Source organism: Acetatifactor muris, from assembly GCF_024623325.1.
Lineage (GTDB): Bacteria > Bacillota > Clostridia > Lachnospirales > Lachnospiraceae > Acetatifactor > Acetatifactor muris.
Genome location: NZ_JANJZD010000009.1, coordinates 33,327 through 50,341 on the forward strand (window position 1 = coordinate 33,327; position 17,015 = coordinate 50,341).

Below are 17,015 nucleotides of genomic sequence, written 5' to 3' on the forward strand. Positions count from 1 at the left end.
TGCTACCATATGTTTCAAATGCAACATCGATACAAGTGTAACAGCAATAATCATACCTGTCAATGAGGGAAGACAAAATGGAACAAAAGGCAAAAAGTGTTTCACCGTTCAGCAATGAGAGCCGCAACAACTATGTGCTGGAGCATCTCACAGATTCTCTTCTGACGTTGTTGGCCCAAAAGCCCATTGCCGAGATTTCCATCAGCGAACTGTGTGATCTGGCCGGTGTGGGCCGGACCTCCTTTTATCGCAATTTTGAGACGAAAGAGGATATTCTGAAAGCGCATATCAGACATTTATTTCAGGGATGGTTGAAGGAATGGAAAAGTAAACCGGATCTTCCTATGGATAAACTGGTTTATCAGGTATTCTCCCATTTTGAAGAGAACCGTGCTTTCTACAGTCTGGTGAACAGACGAGGATTGATTTATCTCCTCAAAGATATTCTTCTGGATTTGTGCGGCTTTGACCCGGAACAGGACGTAGTCTCTGCCTATTCCTCCGCTTATGCCGCATTCTTCCTGTATGGTTGGGTTGAGGTCTGGTTCCGGCGCGGAATGCGGGAGACAGCCCATGAACTGGCCGGATATCTGAAGGCGGGCCAGACTGTGTAACGCAAAGGAATATGGTCACATTATACCATGTGCGCAGAAAATCAAGCGGCTCCGAAGGAGACATTTGATTTTCAAGCCATGGCTTTCGGGTATAATGCATCGCGCAGCGATGGCAAGACAGCGAAGGCTGGCTTGAATTCTGCGATAGCAGAATCATTATACCATGTGCGCAGAAAAGGAAACACCCCGAAGGGCATTTCCTTTTCAAGCCATGGATTGCCTGGTATAATGCATCACGCAGTGATGTCAAGCCAGCGCAGGCTGGCTTATATTCTGCGAATGCAGAATCATTATGCCATGTGCGCCCACTCCCTGACAGCTTCGTTGACTTTCTCCCGGAGGCCGGCCAGGAATGCCGATTCTCTGGGCCATTTTATTGTCGATAACTGGCCCCCCGCCTCCCGGCGGATAAGCTCCGTCACCCGTTCTCTGCCCCACAGCCCCTCCAGCAGCTGCAGCGCCCGCATATCCTGCATGGCTTCCAGCATCAGCAGCATACGCAGGGAGTCCTCCGGTCTGCCGTCCTCCCCCGGATAGACCAGAAAAGAGTCCCCGGAAGGAAAAGCGCCGCCTGCGTCTGTCACGGCATAGGGATTGATATGCTCCAGGGAATACTGCGAATTATAAAAATTATATCCCCAGTGCAGGAATCCGTCCGCACCATAATAATACAAAAGTACACCCAGCACCCTGATCTGGCAGTGAGGCATGGCAAAGTAGCGGTTCGGCGTACCGTGTCCATGGCACCCGCAATAATACGTCCACAGAGGGCTTGCTCCCTTTTCAGCGAACAAAGGCAGCTTTTCCATATTTGGTACCGCACGGTCCACCGCGCCGCTCTCATAAAAGGAGTAATCCGACAATGCATCCATTATGGGATAAGGCGCAATCCAGCCGGCCACTTTACCTCGCAGAAAATTGTACCGCTCCAGAACGTCCTCTCCCGGCTCGTCTGACAGATGGAAAAAGGCCCTTCCCTCCCAGCCCCATTCCGTCAGTTTCCCTGTAAGCGCCTTCAAAAACTGCTCCAGGAAGCCCAGATATTCACTGCCGTCCGAAGGGGTATCCCAACCGAACCGCCGAATCTGCGTATCCCCCCGCCATACCATCACCTTCGGCGCCGCACAGGCTCCCCACTGGGTAAACAGATGGGAAATCTCCAGATAACGAATCCCTGCCTTGCCGCAAAGCTCCACATATCGTTTCACCCGGTCGAATCCAAAGCTGTACCTGCCTTCGCCCTCCTCCCGGATATCTGTCAGCTGCACCGTGGTCCGTTCCCGCCCCACCGCCGTATCCAGAGGCGGCGTCAGCACGGGAACCAGAACCATATTCATCCCCATTTCCCCATAGTGATTCAGAAAACTCTCCGTAATGCACCAGTGCTCCTCGCTCCAGGGCTCCACTCTGTAATAATCCGCCAGGCAGTCCGCATGGAACCATTCCGTGTGAATCAGAGTCTGTTCCGGCAGCGCTGCCTTTATCAGTTCCAGCTCCAGACACTCCCGCACCGGTTCCCCTTCCTCCGGCTTCACCGTAATCTCCAGCTTATGAATCCCATAAGGAAGCTCACAGGAAAACGCCTTCGCCCCCCTGTCGCTTTTTTCCCTGCCACATGCCACGGTAATCCACAGGCTGTGCCACTGGCCGGGATACAATTTTACACGGCCGCCTTTCAGCTCCCGGAGCAAATCCGGATACAATCCGGGAGGGCAATTCTTCGCCCCAGCCGTTTCCGCCGCCGGAGTCTGCGCTTTTGCCGAAGTATCCTCTTCCGCCTGGGTGTTCTCCTCCTCTCTGCTATCCACCAGCGCCCTTCCCGGATTCCGGGAGGGCATGGGACAGACCTCCCGCACCGCGGCATACTCCGCAAAAAGTCCCGAAAGCCCCACCTCGGCCCAGCCTTCCGCTTCACAGGAAGTCAGAAACGCAAACTGCAGCGAGAACACTTCCCCTTCCAGAAAAGAAGGCATTTTCTTCAAATCAGCAAAGCCGCCCTCCGGCTCTCTGTCCGGAAACACTTTTTCCAGTGAGCTGAGCCACTTTATTTTCTCAATCATTGAAAACCTCCACTTTCACGCCTTCGCCCATAAATTCATAGGTAAAGCGAACCGCCGCGTTCTCCTTTTCCGTGCGGAAAATTCCTCTGTGACCCGAACCACTCCGCGGGAAACGGTCTGTACTGTATGTGGCCGACAATGTTCCATAAGTGGATACTCCGAAATTATATTCCCCGGGAAAAGGAATCACCACTGACAGTACATAGGTATTGTTCCCCACATAATACATCCTTGTAACTTCACTGTTGGAATCGTCCCGCACCGCTCCCACATAAGGCTGAAAACTGCCGTACACCACCACGCGTTCGGGCAGCTTGTACCCTGTCTTCTCATCATAGACTTCCCTGGCCCCATGATCGAACACCAGCGGCGGATTTCCCGCCTTCTCCCGAAGGCTGTGGCCCTGGCCCCATATCCTGCAGATGATATCCTCCTGCGAAAATCCCATGGGACAGGCCGGACTTTTCCGGTTACACTGGTAGAAGTGCTGTATATCCCGGCATCCGTTGTCGGCGCGTTCCGTTTCTATCCATGCGTCGCTGAGCATCCTGCGGAACGGAACTTCAAAATAGGCGTTCACATTACTGATTTCCGTCCAGCGATAGGTATACTCCAGAAAGCGATTCCTCTCTTCCTCGGGCTGATTGGCAAACCAGGCAATCTGATCATAGCCCCACCAGTCCCTGGCCGCCAGCTCCTGTCTGGTAAGCTTCTCCGGATCCTCCACTACCCGGCCGCCCCAGTTGTCATATTCCATGAGATAGGGCATGGCCTCCGCGCTCCATCCGTCCGGATTTACACCGCCCTCGCTGAAGCCCTCCCGCACCAGCACCAGCTTCTGGCCTTCTTCCTCCAGAAGTGCCACCCTGGTAAAGGGCATGGCATGATAGTCAAAAAGCAGCTTCCCCCGAATACTCACGCCGTGGGTATGAGCATCCATCAGGACTTTGTGACGTCTCCCGTGAATGGCGGCATACTTTCGGATCTTGTCAAAAAGCTCCACCGTTTTCACCATGCCGTGATCGTTGGCCGTATACAGATGCACCTGTCCCATGTGAAGCGCCTCATAACCGCAGTCAATATAGCGGGTGGCTCGATAATAAAACCACATGGCAGCCTCTGTCCGACTTAAGTCAGGAATGCCGCCGTTTTTGTCCTTTCCCTCTCTCTGGTGCCGGAAATCCTTCGGCTCTCCCGGAAATAAAGTGTCTTCCAGCCGAAAATGCCGTCTCTCCTCCTTCTGCCCAAACGCCCGCAGCACAGGAAGCGGAATTTCCACTTCCTCCATCCTCTCTACCACCATCTCAAAGACACAGGCCTGGAGAATAATCTCCGGGTCCATCTCATGTACCCGTTCTGCCAGAAGTCTGGATTTCTCAAAATGCTCCTCATCCGGTTCTTCCATATACCATACACCGGAAGCCCGGCCCAGAAACTTGGCGCCGATTTTCTGCAATACCCTCAAATCATCCTCCAGGGTATCACTCTCATATAATCCGGCAGCTGTCACCGCCCGACTCAGATAATTTTCCAATACTGGTTTGCTTATTTTTCCGTCAAATGTAAAATCCATACTTCTCCTCCGCACTTATTTTCAAGTCAACAATCCCCGATGCTCCATCACAAACAGTGCAAACAGTGAGTTCGCCCAGGCAAACCATTCCCTCGTAAATTTTTCCGGGCAGTCCGCGTCAAAGCCCTCATGCATCAGCCCCAGACCAGCGTCCGTCTCCGTCAGGGTCCGCAGCAGTGCTTCCCGCTCTTCCCGGGACTTTGAAGTAAGCCCCTGCATAGTCAGCGCAATATGCCAGATATAGCCCCGGGGCGTGTGGGGACTGCCGATGCCGCAGGCTGCCTTTCCTTCAAAATAATAGGGATTCCCCCCACTGAGAACAAATTTTCTGGTGTTCTGATATATCTCTTCCTCCACTCCCGGAGCCTCCAGCCAGGGAAGGGAAAGCAGGCTGGGCACATTGGCATCGTCCATGAGATTATAATGGCCCATACCGTCTGTCTCATAGGCATAAACCGGCCCCAGGCCTTCCACCTGTGTGATACCGTGAGTCCGGATTCCCTCCAGAATTTCTCCTGAAAGTCTGTTCGCGCGCGCCGCCAGCTCTTCGTCCCTGTAAATCTCCCCGGCAAAGTCTGCCACATACTCCAGCACTCCTGCCGCAAAGAAATTGGCGGGAATCAGATAGCCGTACATGCATGCGTCATCGCTCGGCCGAAATCCGCTCCAGGTCATACCCGTGTACGCACAGGGACTTCCCTTTCCCCCGTTGGACAGGGTGTCCGAAGCCGGACAGTTGCGGCGTACAAAGGAATACTCCGCACACTCCCAGTGGCGCTGCTGTGCTTCCCACAGTGTCACAATTTTCTCCAGCGCTTCTTTCGTTCTGTCCCCGAAAATGCTGTCATCCCCCGTGGCCCTGCGATACTGGGCCAGAAGTCTGACAGGATAGCAGAGAGAATCCACCTCGTACTTCCTCTCCCAAATCCAGGGAGATGTCTCTGTCTCATCCTTCTCAAAGCATCTGCCGTTGGGCTCCTGATTAAACGCGTTGGCATAAGGATCAATGCAGATAAAATCCATCTGCTGTATCAATAATCCTCTCACCAGCTCCCGGAGCATGGGCGAACGCTTTAAATAAGGAAGATAATGCGCCACCTGAGCCGAAGAATCCCTCAGCCACATGGCCTCAATATCTCCCGTAATCACATAGGCCCTGCCCTCCGGCAGAAAACGCGCCGTTGTGGCAGCTGTGCTGACAAAACACTGCCGGAACATGTCTTTCAGCTTTCCGTCTTCCAGCTTTTCCGCCAGCTCCTCCGCCAGCGCAGACACCTCCTGCCGAAGTGCCTCTGCCTTTCTGTTCTCTTCCTGTCCCATTCTGATTCCTCCTAATTAAGTCGCTGCGCGACGGCACTAAAGGGTAAAGTCTCTTCGACGCCCCTACAAGAGAGAAATTCTCATTCGATAGTACACTCATGAAAATTCCTCTCGGGCGTCTTTGTGACTTTACCATCCATAATTTCCAGTTCCGCAACAGGCTGTCCAGTACTTTCCTCTCACATCTCCAAAAGCTTTGCCACAGCAGCGAACATGGTTCCCGTGGCGCCGGTCTGCAGCCTGCCGTTTTCTCTGCGCGACACCGCCGGACCCACCATGTCAAAATGTGCCCAGGGCTTTCCTTTTGTGAATTCCTCCAGAAAACATCCCGCCACGCTGGCCCCTGCCTTTTTGTCCGGCATATAGTTGGCCATGTCCGCCGTCTTGGTCCAGAACAGCTGCCGCTTATACCTTTCTCCCAGAGGCAGCCGCCACACAGGCTCTCCGCTGCCCGCCGCAGCCTTTTCCACAAGGTCCGCCAGTGCTTCCTCATTACAGAAAAAGCCTGTTGTCTCATCTCCCAGAGCTTCTCTGCAGGAACAGGTCAGTGTGCCCAGGTCTATCAGACGGTCCCCCCGTTCCGCGGCAAAGAAAAGCCCGTCTCCCAGCAGCAGCCGTCCTTCCGCATCTGTATTATATACCTCCACGGTCCGGCCTGACAACATGGTAATCACATCTCCCATCCGAAGGCTCCTGTCTCCCACCGCATTTTCCGCCAGCGGAATCACGCCCTCCAGCGGAAACGCGCAGGATATGTCCGCCGCATATTCCAGCAGGCACAGGACATCTGCCCCGCCGCACATATCATATTTCATCCCCTCCATGTCTCCCATGGACTTCAGGTGCATCCCGCCGCTGTCAAACATGACACCCTTTCCTACCAGCGCCGTCACAGGGCCTTTCCCTTTTCCGCCGTAACGCAGATGCAGCAGGGCTGCCGGTGTTCCCGAAGCCTGATTCACAGCCAGAATTCCGCCGCAGCCCATTTCAGTCAGCTCCCTGTCCCGATAAATCTCCAGAGACAGGGAAGGCCTGTCCCGAACCAATTGTTCTGCATAGAGGCAGAAGTCATCCGCCGTCAGGTAATTGGAGGGCAGGTCTCCCAGCATTCTGGCATAGTTCCTGCACCGGCCCAGAGCCTCCCCTTTTGCTGTCGCCTCCTCAATCTCTTCCTTGGATACCAAGCAGACTGTCACATCCGGCACCGCTGCCAGTCTGTCCCGCAGTGCATACACATTTCCGCGGCAACACAGCTTCAGGGCTTCCCTTCCGAATCGATACGCCCCCTGCAACAGACATTCTGTAAAAAATTCTGCCGCTTCCCCTGCCGGACCGTCAAACACTCCTTCCGCAAAGGCATCCACATCAAACTGACAGTCTTCTCTCAGAGCATATCCCAGCCTGTTTGCACTGTCCCGCAGACTTTCTCTGTCCTGATTTTCGTCCAATGTAAGCACCGGAATGTTCTTCTGCATTTCCTTTTTATGGACAAACTTCATATTCAATACTCCTCTATCCTGAATTTTCCTTCCATTCCAGTTCCGGAAGAATCCTGTGTGCAATGCAGTTCCGCCCTCTTCAATTTGCTCCAAACAATCCGCCGTAAGCCTCTCCGTATTCTGTCAGCAGCTTTTCTGCCAGAGAGTAAGAGTTAATCAAAGGATGCAGCATCAGCGCTCTGACAGCCTTTTCCCTGGACTGCTCCACAATTGCCTCGGCCGCCAGCCTCTCGTAATGCTTGATGCTGTGGATCAAAAGCATACAGTCTTCCGGCGGATTTTCCACCTTCACTGGCTGAATTCCCTCCTTTGACACCAGACATGTCATCTCCACTACATCTCTGTCCGCGAGCTGCGGCAGTGCGCCCCTGTTCTCCACGGACAGCACCAGATATCTTCCCTTCTCCGACTGCATTCCCTCGATGCAGTCCAGCATCACTCCGGCATAGCCGATGCCTTCCGGTACGGGCAGCTGTCCCCGTTCTTTCATAGGACGGCCCTTTCCTCCGGTCTCCACAGCCATGTAGGAATTTTCTCTCTGCTGCATGTAATAGAGGAATGTCTGCAGCATCTCTTCCGGGTCACTGTCCGCGTCCATCCCCCGCAGTTCCTCGAACATTTTGCGGTTAATCTCCTCAATGTTGCGTCCTCTGGCGCTTCCCGCTTTCTTTATATTCTCCAGTGCTTTCTCCCGGTGATAATAGTAGTAGAGATACTCATTGGGCAGCAGGCCGGTCAGCCGAAGGACACCCGGCTCAAATCTCTGGAACTCCTCCACACCCTCCAGAAAAGCGTTATCCTCCAGCAGCTCTCCCAGCATCTCCTTACCGGAAAGCTTCACACTTCGAATCCAGGAGAGATGATTCAGCCCGAAAAATTCCACATACAATTCTTCTTCCGGAACATTCAGGTACTTTGCCATCCGGAATTTCGTGCTGCTGGGTGCATCACAGATACCGATCACCCTGTCATATCCGGCATTTTTCAGCGTCTGGGTCACCAGGCCGGAAGGATTGGTAAAGTTAAAAATCCAGGCCTCGGGAGCATATTTTTTGATCAGCTCGCAATATTCCAGCAATACCGGAATGGTCCGGGCCGCCATGGAAAATCCGCCTACTCCTGTGGTCTCCTGGCCGATGACACCGCAACGCAGGGCAATCTCCTCGTCCACCGTCCGGGAATGATCTCCCCCTACCCGCAGTGTGGTCACCACATAGTCCGCCCCCATAACCGCCTCTTTTGCATCTTCTGCGGCATATACCTTCAGATCCGATTCCCCTCTTCTCACCACATGAGTACAGAGCTTTTCAATTATCTGAAGCTTCTCTCTGTTGATGTCATAGAGCGCCACCTCATCAATGTGAAGTTTATGACAGCGCTTCAAAAGTCCGTTGATGAAGATGACGGTTCTGACACCGGCTCCTCCTATTACTGCTATTTTCATATGAATAAATCCTCCTATTTTAGTTCCGTAACTGCACTCCAGTATCCATATACTATGAATAATATACGGCTGCAAATGCATGCATCCGTATATTATTCCGGACACTGTTCGTGCAGTTACTGTTTTCAGTTCCGTAACTGCACTCCAGTTACTGTTTCCAGTTCCGTAACTACTGATTTTTCTGTGTCTCTATAAATGCCCGGAGTTTTTCCAGGGTGGGGAACATAGTGTTGCCGCCCAGTCCGGTGCAGGACAGGGCGCCGCAGCCGTTGCCCAGGCACAGCGCGGTCTCAGGCTCCTCTCCTTTCAGGAATCCGTATACAAAACCTGCATTAAAGGAATCTCCTGCCCCTGTGGTATCCACCGCAGTCACGGAGAAGCCCTCCCGACTCCAAACTTGTCCGTCCCGGCAGCAAAGCGCCCCTTTCCTGCCCAGCTTGATCACCGCCATACAGCCTGCGGATGAGAAATCCAACGCCGCTTCCCGGGCAGTTTCTTTTCTGCTGTAATGGAGACTCTCTGTCTCATTCATCAGCAGCACATCCAGATAGGGAAACAATTCGTAAATCCTTGGACTCCACTCCCCGGTGCTGTCCCAGCCTACATCAAAAGATACAGTGACATCTGTCTCTCTGCGCAGCTTTTGCAGAAAAGCAAGGTATGCCTGGTGGTTTACCGATTCCGTATAACCTGTCAGGTGGATATGTCTGGCCCGGGATACCTGTTCTATGGAAACTTCCCCAATATCAGGCACTTTGCAGTCTCCCCGGAAAGTGAGAAAAGACCGATCTCTGTCATCTGTAAAACTGATGGAAATACCTGTCTCAGCATTTATCCCTGTCTCCAGAAGCGAAGTGTCCACCCCTGTCTCTTCCATGTATTTCTTCAAATAATTCCCGTACAGATCATCTCCCACACGTCCCAGGAACACAGGTTTCATTCCCAGTCTGGCCAGTCCCAGAGCAAAAAGCGCAGCTCCTCCTCCCGGCGCTGTCTCCATCACCGGCACTTCCCACTCCTCTCCCGCCGGCGGCAATCTGTTAACATTTGGCACCAATAAGTCCATATTGATATCTCCGAAAACAAATACATCCCACTTTTTCATCTGCGCATCCTTTCCTTCCCTGCCTCAAAATAGCTCCTCAAATTATTCCTTTGAGCTGCAGCTCCTTAAAATGCCTGTACAATCAACATTCCATGTCTCTTATACACAGTGATCACAGCTCTTTCATATACACAAAACCGCCGCACAAAGTCCAGCCTTCCAAACACATCCGGCTTTTGTGCGGCGGCTAAATGCTCAATGCATTTCCACGCCTTAGAATCTGCTGCCGTCAGCTCCGTGAACGGCAATCCAAATATCTTTCCTCTGGGAAAGAAAGTTATCCCTTAACTGCTCCAATCATGGCACCCTGTGCAAAATACTTCTGTACAAAAGGATATACACAGAGGATAGGAACCGTAGTAATCACTACCGCCGCCATCTTCAGGGAATCCGATGTAACTCGGCCGACACTCTGTGCAATGGCCTGGGCCACACTGGTAATCTCCTTCTCACTGGACATGGCTCTGGAAAGCATCTGCTGCATGACAGTCTGTACAGGCCATTTCTTATTATCCGTCATATAGAAGGCGCCTGAGAACCAGTCGTTCCAGTGGCCTACCGCCGTATACAGTCCCACCACTGCGATAACAGGCTTACTCAAAGGCATCATGATCTTCGCGTAGATTTTGAAATACCCGCATCCGTCCAGCTTAGCCGATTCCTCCAAACTGTCTGGAATCCCTTCAAAGAAGGTTCGCATCATCATCAGATATGTCACACTGTACAATCCCGGGATGATATACACCAGATAATTGTTGAGCAAATGCAGATTCTTATACTGAATGTAAGTAGGCACCGTACCGCCTCCGAACAGCATGGTGAACGTAATCAGGAAATTAATCAGCTTACCGCCGGGCAGCAGCTTTTCCTTCAGTGCAAAGGCGGCAAGAGAGATACAGAGCAAGGTACAGGTAGTACCGACTACCACTCTTCCAACCGTAACTATGTACCCCCGCATAATGCTGCCATCCTTGAACACTTCATTGTAATTGTCCATAGTCCACTCTCTGGGCCAGAAATACACGCCGCCTTTTGCAGCATCCTTGCCGTCGTTAAAAGACAATGCCAGAACATTCAGACAGGGAAGGATAATGAGCAGACAGAAGGCAATCAGAATCAGATAAATAAAGGCCTGCATTATCCTTTCGTTCAGATTTGTCTTTACTTTTGTTCCTGTTTGCAAATGCCTATTTCTACTCATAGCACCCTCCCTGCATATTGTTTTCAACTCATGAATCATACTTTTTCATGATACTGCGGGAACAATCCCGCAGTATCATATCAATGTCATTGTCTCGTAAAATATTAGCGGTAAAAACTGATTGCCTTCGGATCTTCCTGATAAATCGCCTTCAGTTTTTCCTTGAACTTGTCTACACCTGCAGACTTCAACTGCGCCCGGAAGCTTTCAATGATGGTCTTCACTTCAGCGTCATCCTTGGCAAAAATCGCCTGTACCAGAACATCATTAAAGTTGAGCAGATCCAGCTGTGCCTTCACGTCTGCCATATCTTCCGTATTCAGATAACTGGTTGCTCCCAGGCCCTCGACCAGCTTATATTCTCTGGGATACTGTGTGGCAAGGTCCACACTTCTCTGGAAAGTAGAGCTTCCCGTTGCACCCGGTCTTGCCTCGCCGAAATTATCGATATTATTCTTATTGGTTGTAATAAACTCGAACAGATAAACTCCGCTTCCGCCGAATGCCGCACCCACTTCATTCCACATCCACTTTTCATCACTTGCATTCAGATGCTCCAGCGCCTCGTCTGTCAGCACAGGCTTGCCGTCTACCATATTATAGGTAAGTCCTTCTATGCCATACTGGGTCAGAAGCTGTCCTTCATAAGTGGAAAGCCAGTCAAAGAAACGGAAGATCTCTTCGGGATTCTCTGCGTCCGCGGAAATTGCCAGACAGCCGCGTCCGCTCTTGCCGGAAGTAACAGTCTTGTTGTCGCCCTGAAGATCGTTCAGAGGTCCAAGGGGAATCCAGTCTTCCGACTCATAAATAATATCCACATAGTTGTGAACATCGCCTATAATAGCACAGCTATGGCTTCTGTAAAGCTCCTCGGCTCTGGTTTCATCCATGGTAAAGTATTCCTGATGCATCAGACCCTCGTTCAGAAGCTTACGCACATAATCGATCAGCTCATATACATGGTCAGTCTCCGCTACATGATAAATCTCTCCGTTTTCATCCATGTTGTAGTCGTCACTGACACCCCAGATCAGACCACGGAAGTCAAAGTCCATGGCATCCACGGAACCGCCCCAGTATTTGGGTCCCAGAGGAATCACATCATTACCATTGTCATCCTTGAAGTCGCCCTCTTTGATCTTTACCAGCAGATTGTAGAAATCTTCCGAGGTACGAACAGAGGTAGGATCAATATTCAGCGCATCTATGATAGACTTCTGAATATAAGGTCCGCCTATGTAAGCTTCTGTGGGATCATAGATCAAGGATCTGTCTACTTCGTCTATACCCAAATGCAGCAGATACACCGCGCCATCAAAATCCTCACGGAACACAATATTCTTGTAAGTATCATTGGGAAGATATCCATCCTCCATGTACTTGGAATACACCTTTGAATTCGGTATATATTCGGAGATATCTGCAAACAGGCCGTCCTTTGCCGCCTTATACAGAAGCGGGAACTCCGGTCTGGCCGAGTTGTTCAGATAGCAGACAATGGCATCGGGAATCGTGCCTGCCGCCAGCTGAGCAGCCAGCGTTTTGCTGTTGCTCTCGCCAGGCGTAAACGTAATTTTGAGCTGAATCCCTGTGCGCTCCTTGATCTCCTTGAATACCGGGTTGTTTACCTGATCATCCGGCAGCGCATTGTAGATATCATCCACATAGGCATGTAAAACGATCTCACGGTCTGCAATCCATTCGTCGGACTGTCCGGCTTCCCCCTGACTTTCATCTCCTGCCCCTGCCGCATCATCGGATGACGGCTGTGCCGAAGACTCATTCTGTGCGGACTGCTGCGCGTCGCCGGATGTGGTATTCCCGTCATCGCTGCCGCAGCCTGTCAGAACAGTTGCCATCATGCTTCCCGCCAGCAAAACGGAAAACATGCGTTTTAATACTTTCTTTTTCATTTCTTTCCCTCCTTAATTTTTCCTTCTATATAAATGGCTTTCGCCTGAAGGTTCCTACCATAGACTGACTTCCGTCATCTTCTTGCATATCTTGTTGGCCGTGATCACTATTATCAGGCCCACAATACCCTGTATCAGACCGATGGCCGAAGCGTACCCGAACTGTCCGCCCTGCAGACCAACCCGAACCACATACACATCCAATGTATCTGCCAGCTCCATGTTGCCCGGCGTACGCAGCAGATAAATCTGTTCAAACCCGGAGGAGAGCAGACCGCCGATGCCCATAATGAACAACAGGCCAATGGTGCCTCTGATTCCGGGAAGTGTAATATGCCACATCCGTCCCAGCTTGCCGCAGCCATCCATCTCCGCCGCTTCATACAGTGCGGTGTCCACACCTGCTATAGCCGCCAGATAGATAATGGAATCCCAGCCGATATTACGCCAGAGATCCATGAGGAACAAAATGGGATAGAAATAACTGGCTTCCATCAGGAAGAAGGTATCTCCCTTGCCGCCCAGCGCCGCTATCACCTGATTCAACATACCGTTGTTGGGTGCCAGAATTCTCTGAATCATGGTCACGATGATAACCGATGACAGAAAATGGGGCAGGTATGTGATGGTCTGAGAAATCTTTTTGAACTTCATGTTCCGCACTTCGTTCAGCATCAGCGCAAGAATAATCGCAAAAGGGAACTCCAGAATACATTTGATCAATCCTACTGTCAGCGTGTTCTTTATCAGCCTGAAGCAATCATAGCTGGTAAAGAAAGTCTTAAAATACCGTAGGCCTACCCAATCGCTTCCCCAGATTCCCTTTCTAAAGGAATAGTCCTTGAATGCCAGTACATTTCCCGCGATAGGCACATAGCAGATCAGTATGTAGTAGACAACGCATGGTATCAACATGACATACAAGGGCCAGAACTTGATAATCCGCTTCCCCACCGGCGCTTTTTGAATCTTTGCCTTACTTTTCATGTGAGTCCCTCCTCTTCCTTGCTCTCAATGGGCTTATTATATCGAAATACCGTCTTCCGAAACAATGGACTAATTTCTTTTATTCTCTGTAAATTTTTACACTGACCGGATAGTGGTCTGATAAATAGACACCGTCCACACAGTCCTCCCAGCGCTTCGCTTCCTTGAAATGCAAAGGCTCTGCCAGGCAGATATAGTCAATTTTCTCAGGCTGTGATAACTGTCCGTAATCATGGAAAGTTCCTCCCAATCCTTCGGAGGCGTCTGTCAGCCTCCCTCTGCCCCACAGCTCCGCAAGCTCCGGCCCGTCAGGCTCCGCATTGAAATCTCCCGCCAGAATCACTCCTGCCTCCGGGAACGTCCTGGGGCATTCTATTCTGTCCAGAATCTGTCCAAGTCCCCGCTTTCTGGCATCACCGGACACATGGTCCAGGTGGGTGTTGAACACCCGGTAGATTTCCTTTTCCTCTCTGTCATACAAAAGCGCCTCCGCCGCGGTTCTGGGGCAGATACTCTGTCCTTCAAAACGACTTCCCGGCCTGCCGGAATCAGAAAGCCAGAAGGTCTCCCAGGATATCAGGTCAAATTTGTCCGGGCGGTAGGCCACCGCCATCTGCTCATCCTGAAATTCCTCGCTTCTGCCGCAGCCCAGCACGTAGTAATCTGCAAGCTCCTGTTTCAGCCATGCCGCCACATGGGGCAGAACCTCCTGAAAGCAGATGATATCCGGCCTCTCTTCTTCCAGCTTTTTCAGAATCCGTTCCCGGCGGAAGCAGAAATTATTAGGGCCGTCCTGCTCATAATCACAGCGGATATTGAATGTCACAAAATGAATCATCCTTCCTCCCTCCTTTCCAGCGGCTCATAGCGCCATGGGTCATCCACCACAATGCCGCCGTCCAGACTCACATAGGTGGTATAAGAGGCCGTGTCCTCCTGGTTCAGCACAAATACTCTTCCGCCCCGTGCAAAATCCTGTGCTCCGTAAGAGCCATAGCCTGTGGCCCGTCCGTACCCCAGGGTCACGCCATACAGCTTTCCGTAAAAATCATTCGCATGGTCATGTCCCACAAAAAGGCTGGGAGAATGTCCCGCCTGCAGCATGGCCGCAAAAAAACCGGTATTGATCCTGGGACAGCCGTACCCCTCCCGTCTGGTACCGTAGCAGGTCTCATAGCGGAATACCTCCGCATACTCCGGCAATGCCATGTGCTGAAATGCCAGAACCCCAAAATCCGGATTCTCCTGCTCCTGTCTGCGAATCTGTTCCTGATACCAGTGAATCTGGGCGGGTGTAATAAAGCCATAGCCTCCCACTTGTTTCAGAGGATTATAATCCCCGGAATCTATACCGATAATCAGCCATCTGACCCTTCCTTCTCCGTCCTCAATCCCAATCGTATGGTTCCCCACACCATCTTTCGATTCGGCATCATGATACCCAATGCACCCTGGCAGTTTCCGCACTGCCGCAAACAGTTCCTCCCTGTTTCCGGCAAATTCCACATCGTGATTTCCGAAGAGAAATGTCCAGGGAATCCCGGATTCTGTCAGCGGCGCCAATGCCAGCGGAAGGTACTCCATGTTCTTCTCCCCATAGACAGTATCTCCCGTAGTGATAATAAAATCCGGCTTCTCCCGACGGATCAGATCCCGCATAAGCGCCACTGTTCTGTGGTCTCTCTCATCGTCTTCCGTATAGTGAATATCCGTGAGCTGAAGAATCCGAAAGCTTCCGTCCTCTTTAAAACGCAGTTTCCTTTCCACGCTTTCTTTCCTCCCTTTTCCAATGGGGACTTCCGTCCCTTTTTCACTGATTCAGTATAAAAAAATCCCCGGGAACCTGACAATGGAGAAAACTCTGATTGCCAATGGGAAATTTTACAGCAAAAAAACACAGTTCAGTTTTCTGTCTGAACTGTATCCCCGGGATGCACACCGTACCTGGTTGACAAACCGCTGTAAATGGATTATCCTGTTTCCATCAAAATGCAGGAGGAATTTTAAAATGCAGCAGCTATATCAGGCCAGAGGCCTGCTGAGCAAAGATTTCACAGGGCAGATCACCTATACCTTCTGTCTGCCGTATGTTCTGGAAGAACTGGACATCTGTCTCACTTTTGAAAAACAGCACTATGACTCTCCCGCTCAGGTGCCGGTGGAGGAACTGGCGGATTACTGTCGCCGCCATTACAATACCACCGCCTATGATTCTTTCAGCCGGGAACAGCTGGCCCAACTGTTTTTCAGAGAAACGAAAACCGAAATACACATTTCCGCATCCCTGAATGATCACTTTATCGGCTGCATCCACAAACAGCTGTTGTGCCGTCACATGCATTTCGGCCCTGACGAACTCTCCGAAGGTTGTCTGATGCCGGAGACCATGGACGGAGTGCTGAAGGTTACCGTTCTGGCTTTTCAGGTGTTGATGGATGACACACCTTATACCATTACAGTATCCGGAAAAAGAGCAGCCGGACCAAATGCATCAGCCAGAGTGACAAAAAGGCCATCGAAGGAAATCCCCGCCGCAACGGTAGAGAATACATCAAAGGATTTTCTGAGACTGGAGCTCCACAATCACACCACGGAATCCGACGCCTCTCTGACCTGCCGGGACCTGCTTGAGCACATGGCTCAGGACAATGTGGATGCCTTCGCCCTCACCGATCACAATACCATTTCCGGTCATCCGAAAATGAAAGAACTGCTGCGTGATTTTCCCAGCCCCATCCAGTGTATTTACGGCATGGAATATACTACCTATTACGGCCACATTCTGTGTCTCAACCTGCACGAATATGTCCCCTGGGATTCCATTGATCCCAAAAGACCGGAGCTGATTTTCACACAGATACTGAAAACCGGAGCTCTGGCCGGCATTGCACATCCTTTCTCCTTTGGATATCCTTTTGCCACAGGATGCCGCTTCGAAATGCAGATGACTGACTACGCCGCCGCAGATTTCATCGAAATTTTCAACAATCCCGAACCGCTCCGTGAGACCAATCTGCCGGCCCTTGCCCTCTGGGAGAATCTGGTCCTGAACGGCCTGCGTATCGCAGCCACCTCAGGTATGGATCTCCACAACAGAGCACCTTTTGCAGGACAATACGCGACCTTTATCCGAAACGACGGCACAGCTGTCCCACAGGCCCTGACCCGGGCAGTGAAGACAGGACAGACCTGGGTCTCCAGAGGTCCTCTGCTTGTGGCGGAAGCTATGCCTGATGAGAAGAAAGTTCTCTTCCGGATAATTGACGGTCAGAAAAACGGCTGTCCTGCAGACAGCCGCA

The 17,015-nt window shown here is 51.4% G+C and carries 13 protein-coding genes and 1 pseudogene; 2 read left to right on the top strand and 12 right to left on the bottom strand.

Translation table 11 applies throughout. The features are described from left to right. The first annotated feature begins 77 nt into the window (after nucleotides 1-77). Complete coding sequence (locus NSB25_RS10040; protein WP_103239474.1) at nucleotides 78-614, top strand: TetR/AcrR family transcriptional regulator; 537 nt, start codon at nucleotides 78-80, stop codon at nucleotides 612-614. Nucleotides 615-904: 290 nt separating this feature from the next. On the opposite strand, the gene NSB25_RS10045 is transcribed toward NSB25_RS10040, so the two are convergent. The 12 genes from NSB25_RS10045 to NSB25_RS10100 all read right to left on the bottom strand — a co-directional run bounded on the left by NSB25_RS10045 (nucleotide 905) and on the right by NSB25_RS10100 (nucleotide 15,483). Beyond that, nucleotides 905-2,674: a DUF4091 domain-containing protein gene (locus NSB25_RS10045; protein WP_103239473.1), complete on the bottom strand. Its 1,770-nt coding sequence runs from the start codon at nucleotides 2,672-2,674 to the stop codon at nucleotides 905-907. Beyond that, nucleotides 2,667-4,247 carry a hypothetical protein gene (locus NSB25_RS10050; protein ID WP_103239472.1) on the bottom strand — a complete coding sequence of 527 codons (1,581 nt, stop codon included), beginning with the start codon at nucleotides 4,245-4,247 and terminating at the stop codon, nucleotides 2,667-2,669. The genes NSB25_RS10045 and NSB25_RS10050 overlap by 8 nt, the downstream gene beginning before the upstream one ends. Nucleotides 4,248-4,268: 21 nt before the next feature. Further along, on the bottom strand, nucleotides 4,269-5,567 hold the full coding sequence (locus NSB25_RS10055) for a glycoside hydrolase family 125 protein (protein ID WP_103239471.1): 1,299 nt from the start codon (nucleotides 5,565-5,567) through the stop codon (nucleotides 4,269-4,271). 179 nt (nucleotides 5,568-5,746) lie between these two features. Continuing rightward, nucleotides 5,747-7,066 carry a leucyl aminopeptidase family protein gene (locus tag NSB25_RS10060; protein ID WP_103239470.1) on the bottom strand — a complete coding sequence of 440 codons (1,320 nt, stop codon included), beginning with the start codon at nucleotides 7,064-7,066 and terminating at the stop codon, nucleotides 5,747-5,749. A 79-nt stretch (nucleotides 7,067-7,145) separates the two neighbouring features. Continuing rightward, entirely contained in the window at nucleotides 7,146-8,510 is a 1,365-nt protein-coding gene (locus NSB25_RS10065; protein ID WP_103239469.1) for a family 4 glycosyl hydrolase, read from the bottom strand. 169 nt (nucleotides 8,511-8,679) lie between these two features. Continuing rightward, the gene (locus NSB25_RS10070; RefSeq protein WP_103239468.1) at nucleotides 8,680-9,615 is read right to left on the bottom strand and encodes a carbohydrate kinase family protein; all 936 of its coding nucleotides are present in this window, start codon (nucleotides 9,613-9,615) and stop codon (nucleotides 8,680-8,682) included. 65 nt (nucleotides 9,616-9,680) lie between these two features. Continuing rightward, complete coding sequence (locus NSB25_RS10075) at nucleotides 9,681-9,863, bottom strand: hypothetical protein (RefSeq protein WP_103239467.1); 183 nt, start codon at nucleotides 9,861-9,863, stop codon at nucleotides 9,681-9,683. Nucleotides 9,864-9,892: 29 nt separating this feature from the next. Then, the gene (locus NSB25_RS10080) at nucleotides 9,893-10,816 is read right to left on the bottom strand and encodes a carbohydrate ABC transporter permease (RefSeq protein ID WP_103239466.1); all 924 of its coding nucleotides are present in this window, start codon (nucleotides 10,814-10,816) and stop codon (nucleotides 9,893-9,895) included. A gap of 104 nt (nucleotides 10,817-10,920) precedes the next feature. Then, a complete protein-coding gene (locus NSB25_RS10085; protein WP_103239465.1) occupies nucleotides 10,921-12,729 on the bottom strand; it encodes an extracellular solute-binding protein in 1,809 nt (602 codons plus the stop codon). Nucleotides 12,730-12,783: 54 nt separating this feature from the next. Next, nucleotides 12,784-13,716, bottom strand: coding sequence for an ABC transporter permease (locus tag NSB25_RS10090; protein ID WP_103239464.1), 933 nt, complete (start codon nucleotides 13,714-13,716; stop codon nucleotides 12,784-12,786). A 79-nt stretch (nucleotides 13,717-13,795) separates the two neighbouring features. Further along, nucleotides 13,796-14,554: an endonuclease/exonuclease/phosphatase family protein gene (locus tag NSB25_RS10095; protein ID WP_103239463.1), complete on the bottom strand. Its 759-nt coding sequence runs from the start codon at nucleotides 14,552-14,554 to the stop codon at nucleotides 13,796-13,798. Continuing rightward, nucleotides 14,551-15,483 (bottom strand): metallophosphoesterase family protein, encoded by a 933-nt coding sequence (locus NSB25_RS10100; RefSeq protein WP_172455061.1) that lies wholly within the window; start codon nucleotides 15,481-15,483, stop codon nucleotides 14,551-14,553. Before NSB25_RS10100 ends, NSB25_RS10095 begins: the two co-directional genes overlap by 4 nt. Nucleotides 15,484-15,724: 241 nt before the next feature. Here NSB25_RS10100 and NSB25_RS29200 point away from each other — a divergent pair. Continuing rightward, nucleotides 15,725-16,927 (top strand): annotated as a pseudogene (locus NSB25_RS29200) (DUF6669 family protein); the annotation flags it as partial. Between the last annotated feature and the right edge of the window lie 88 nt (nucleotides 16,928-17,015).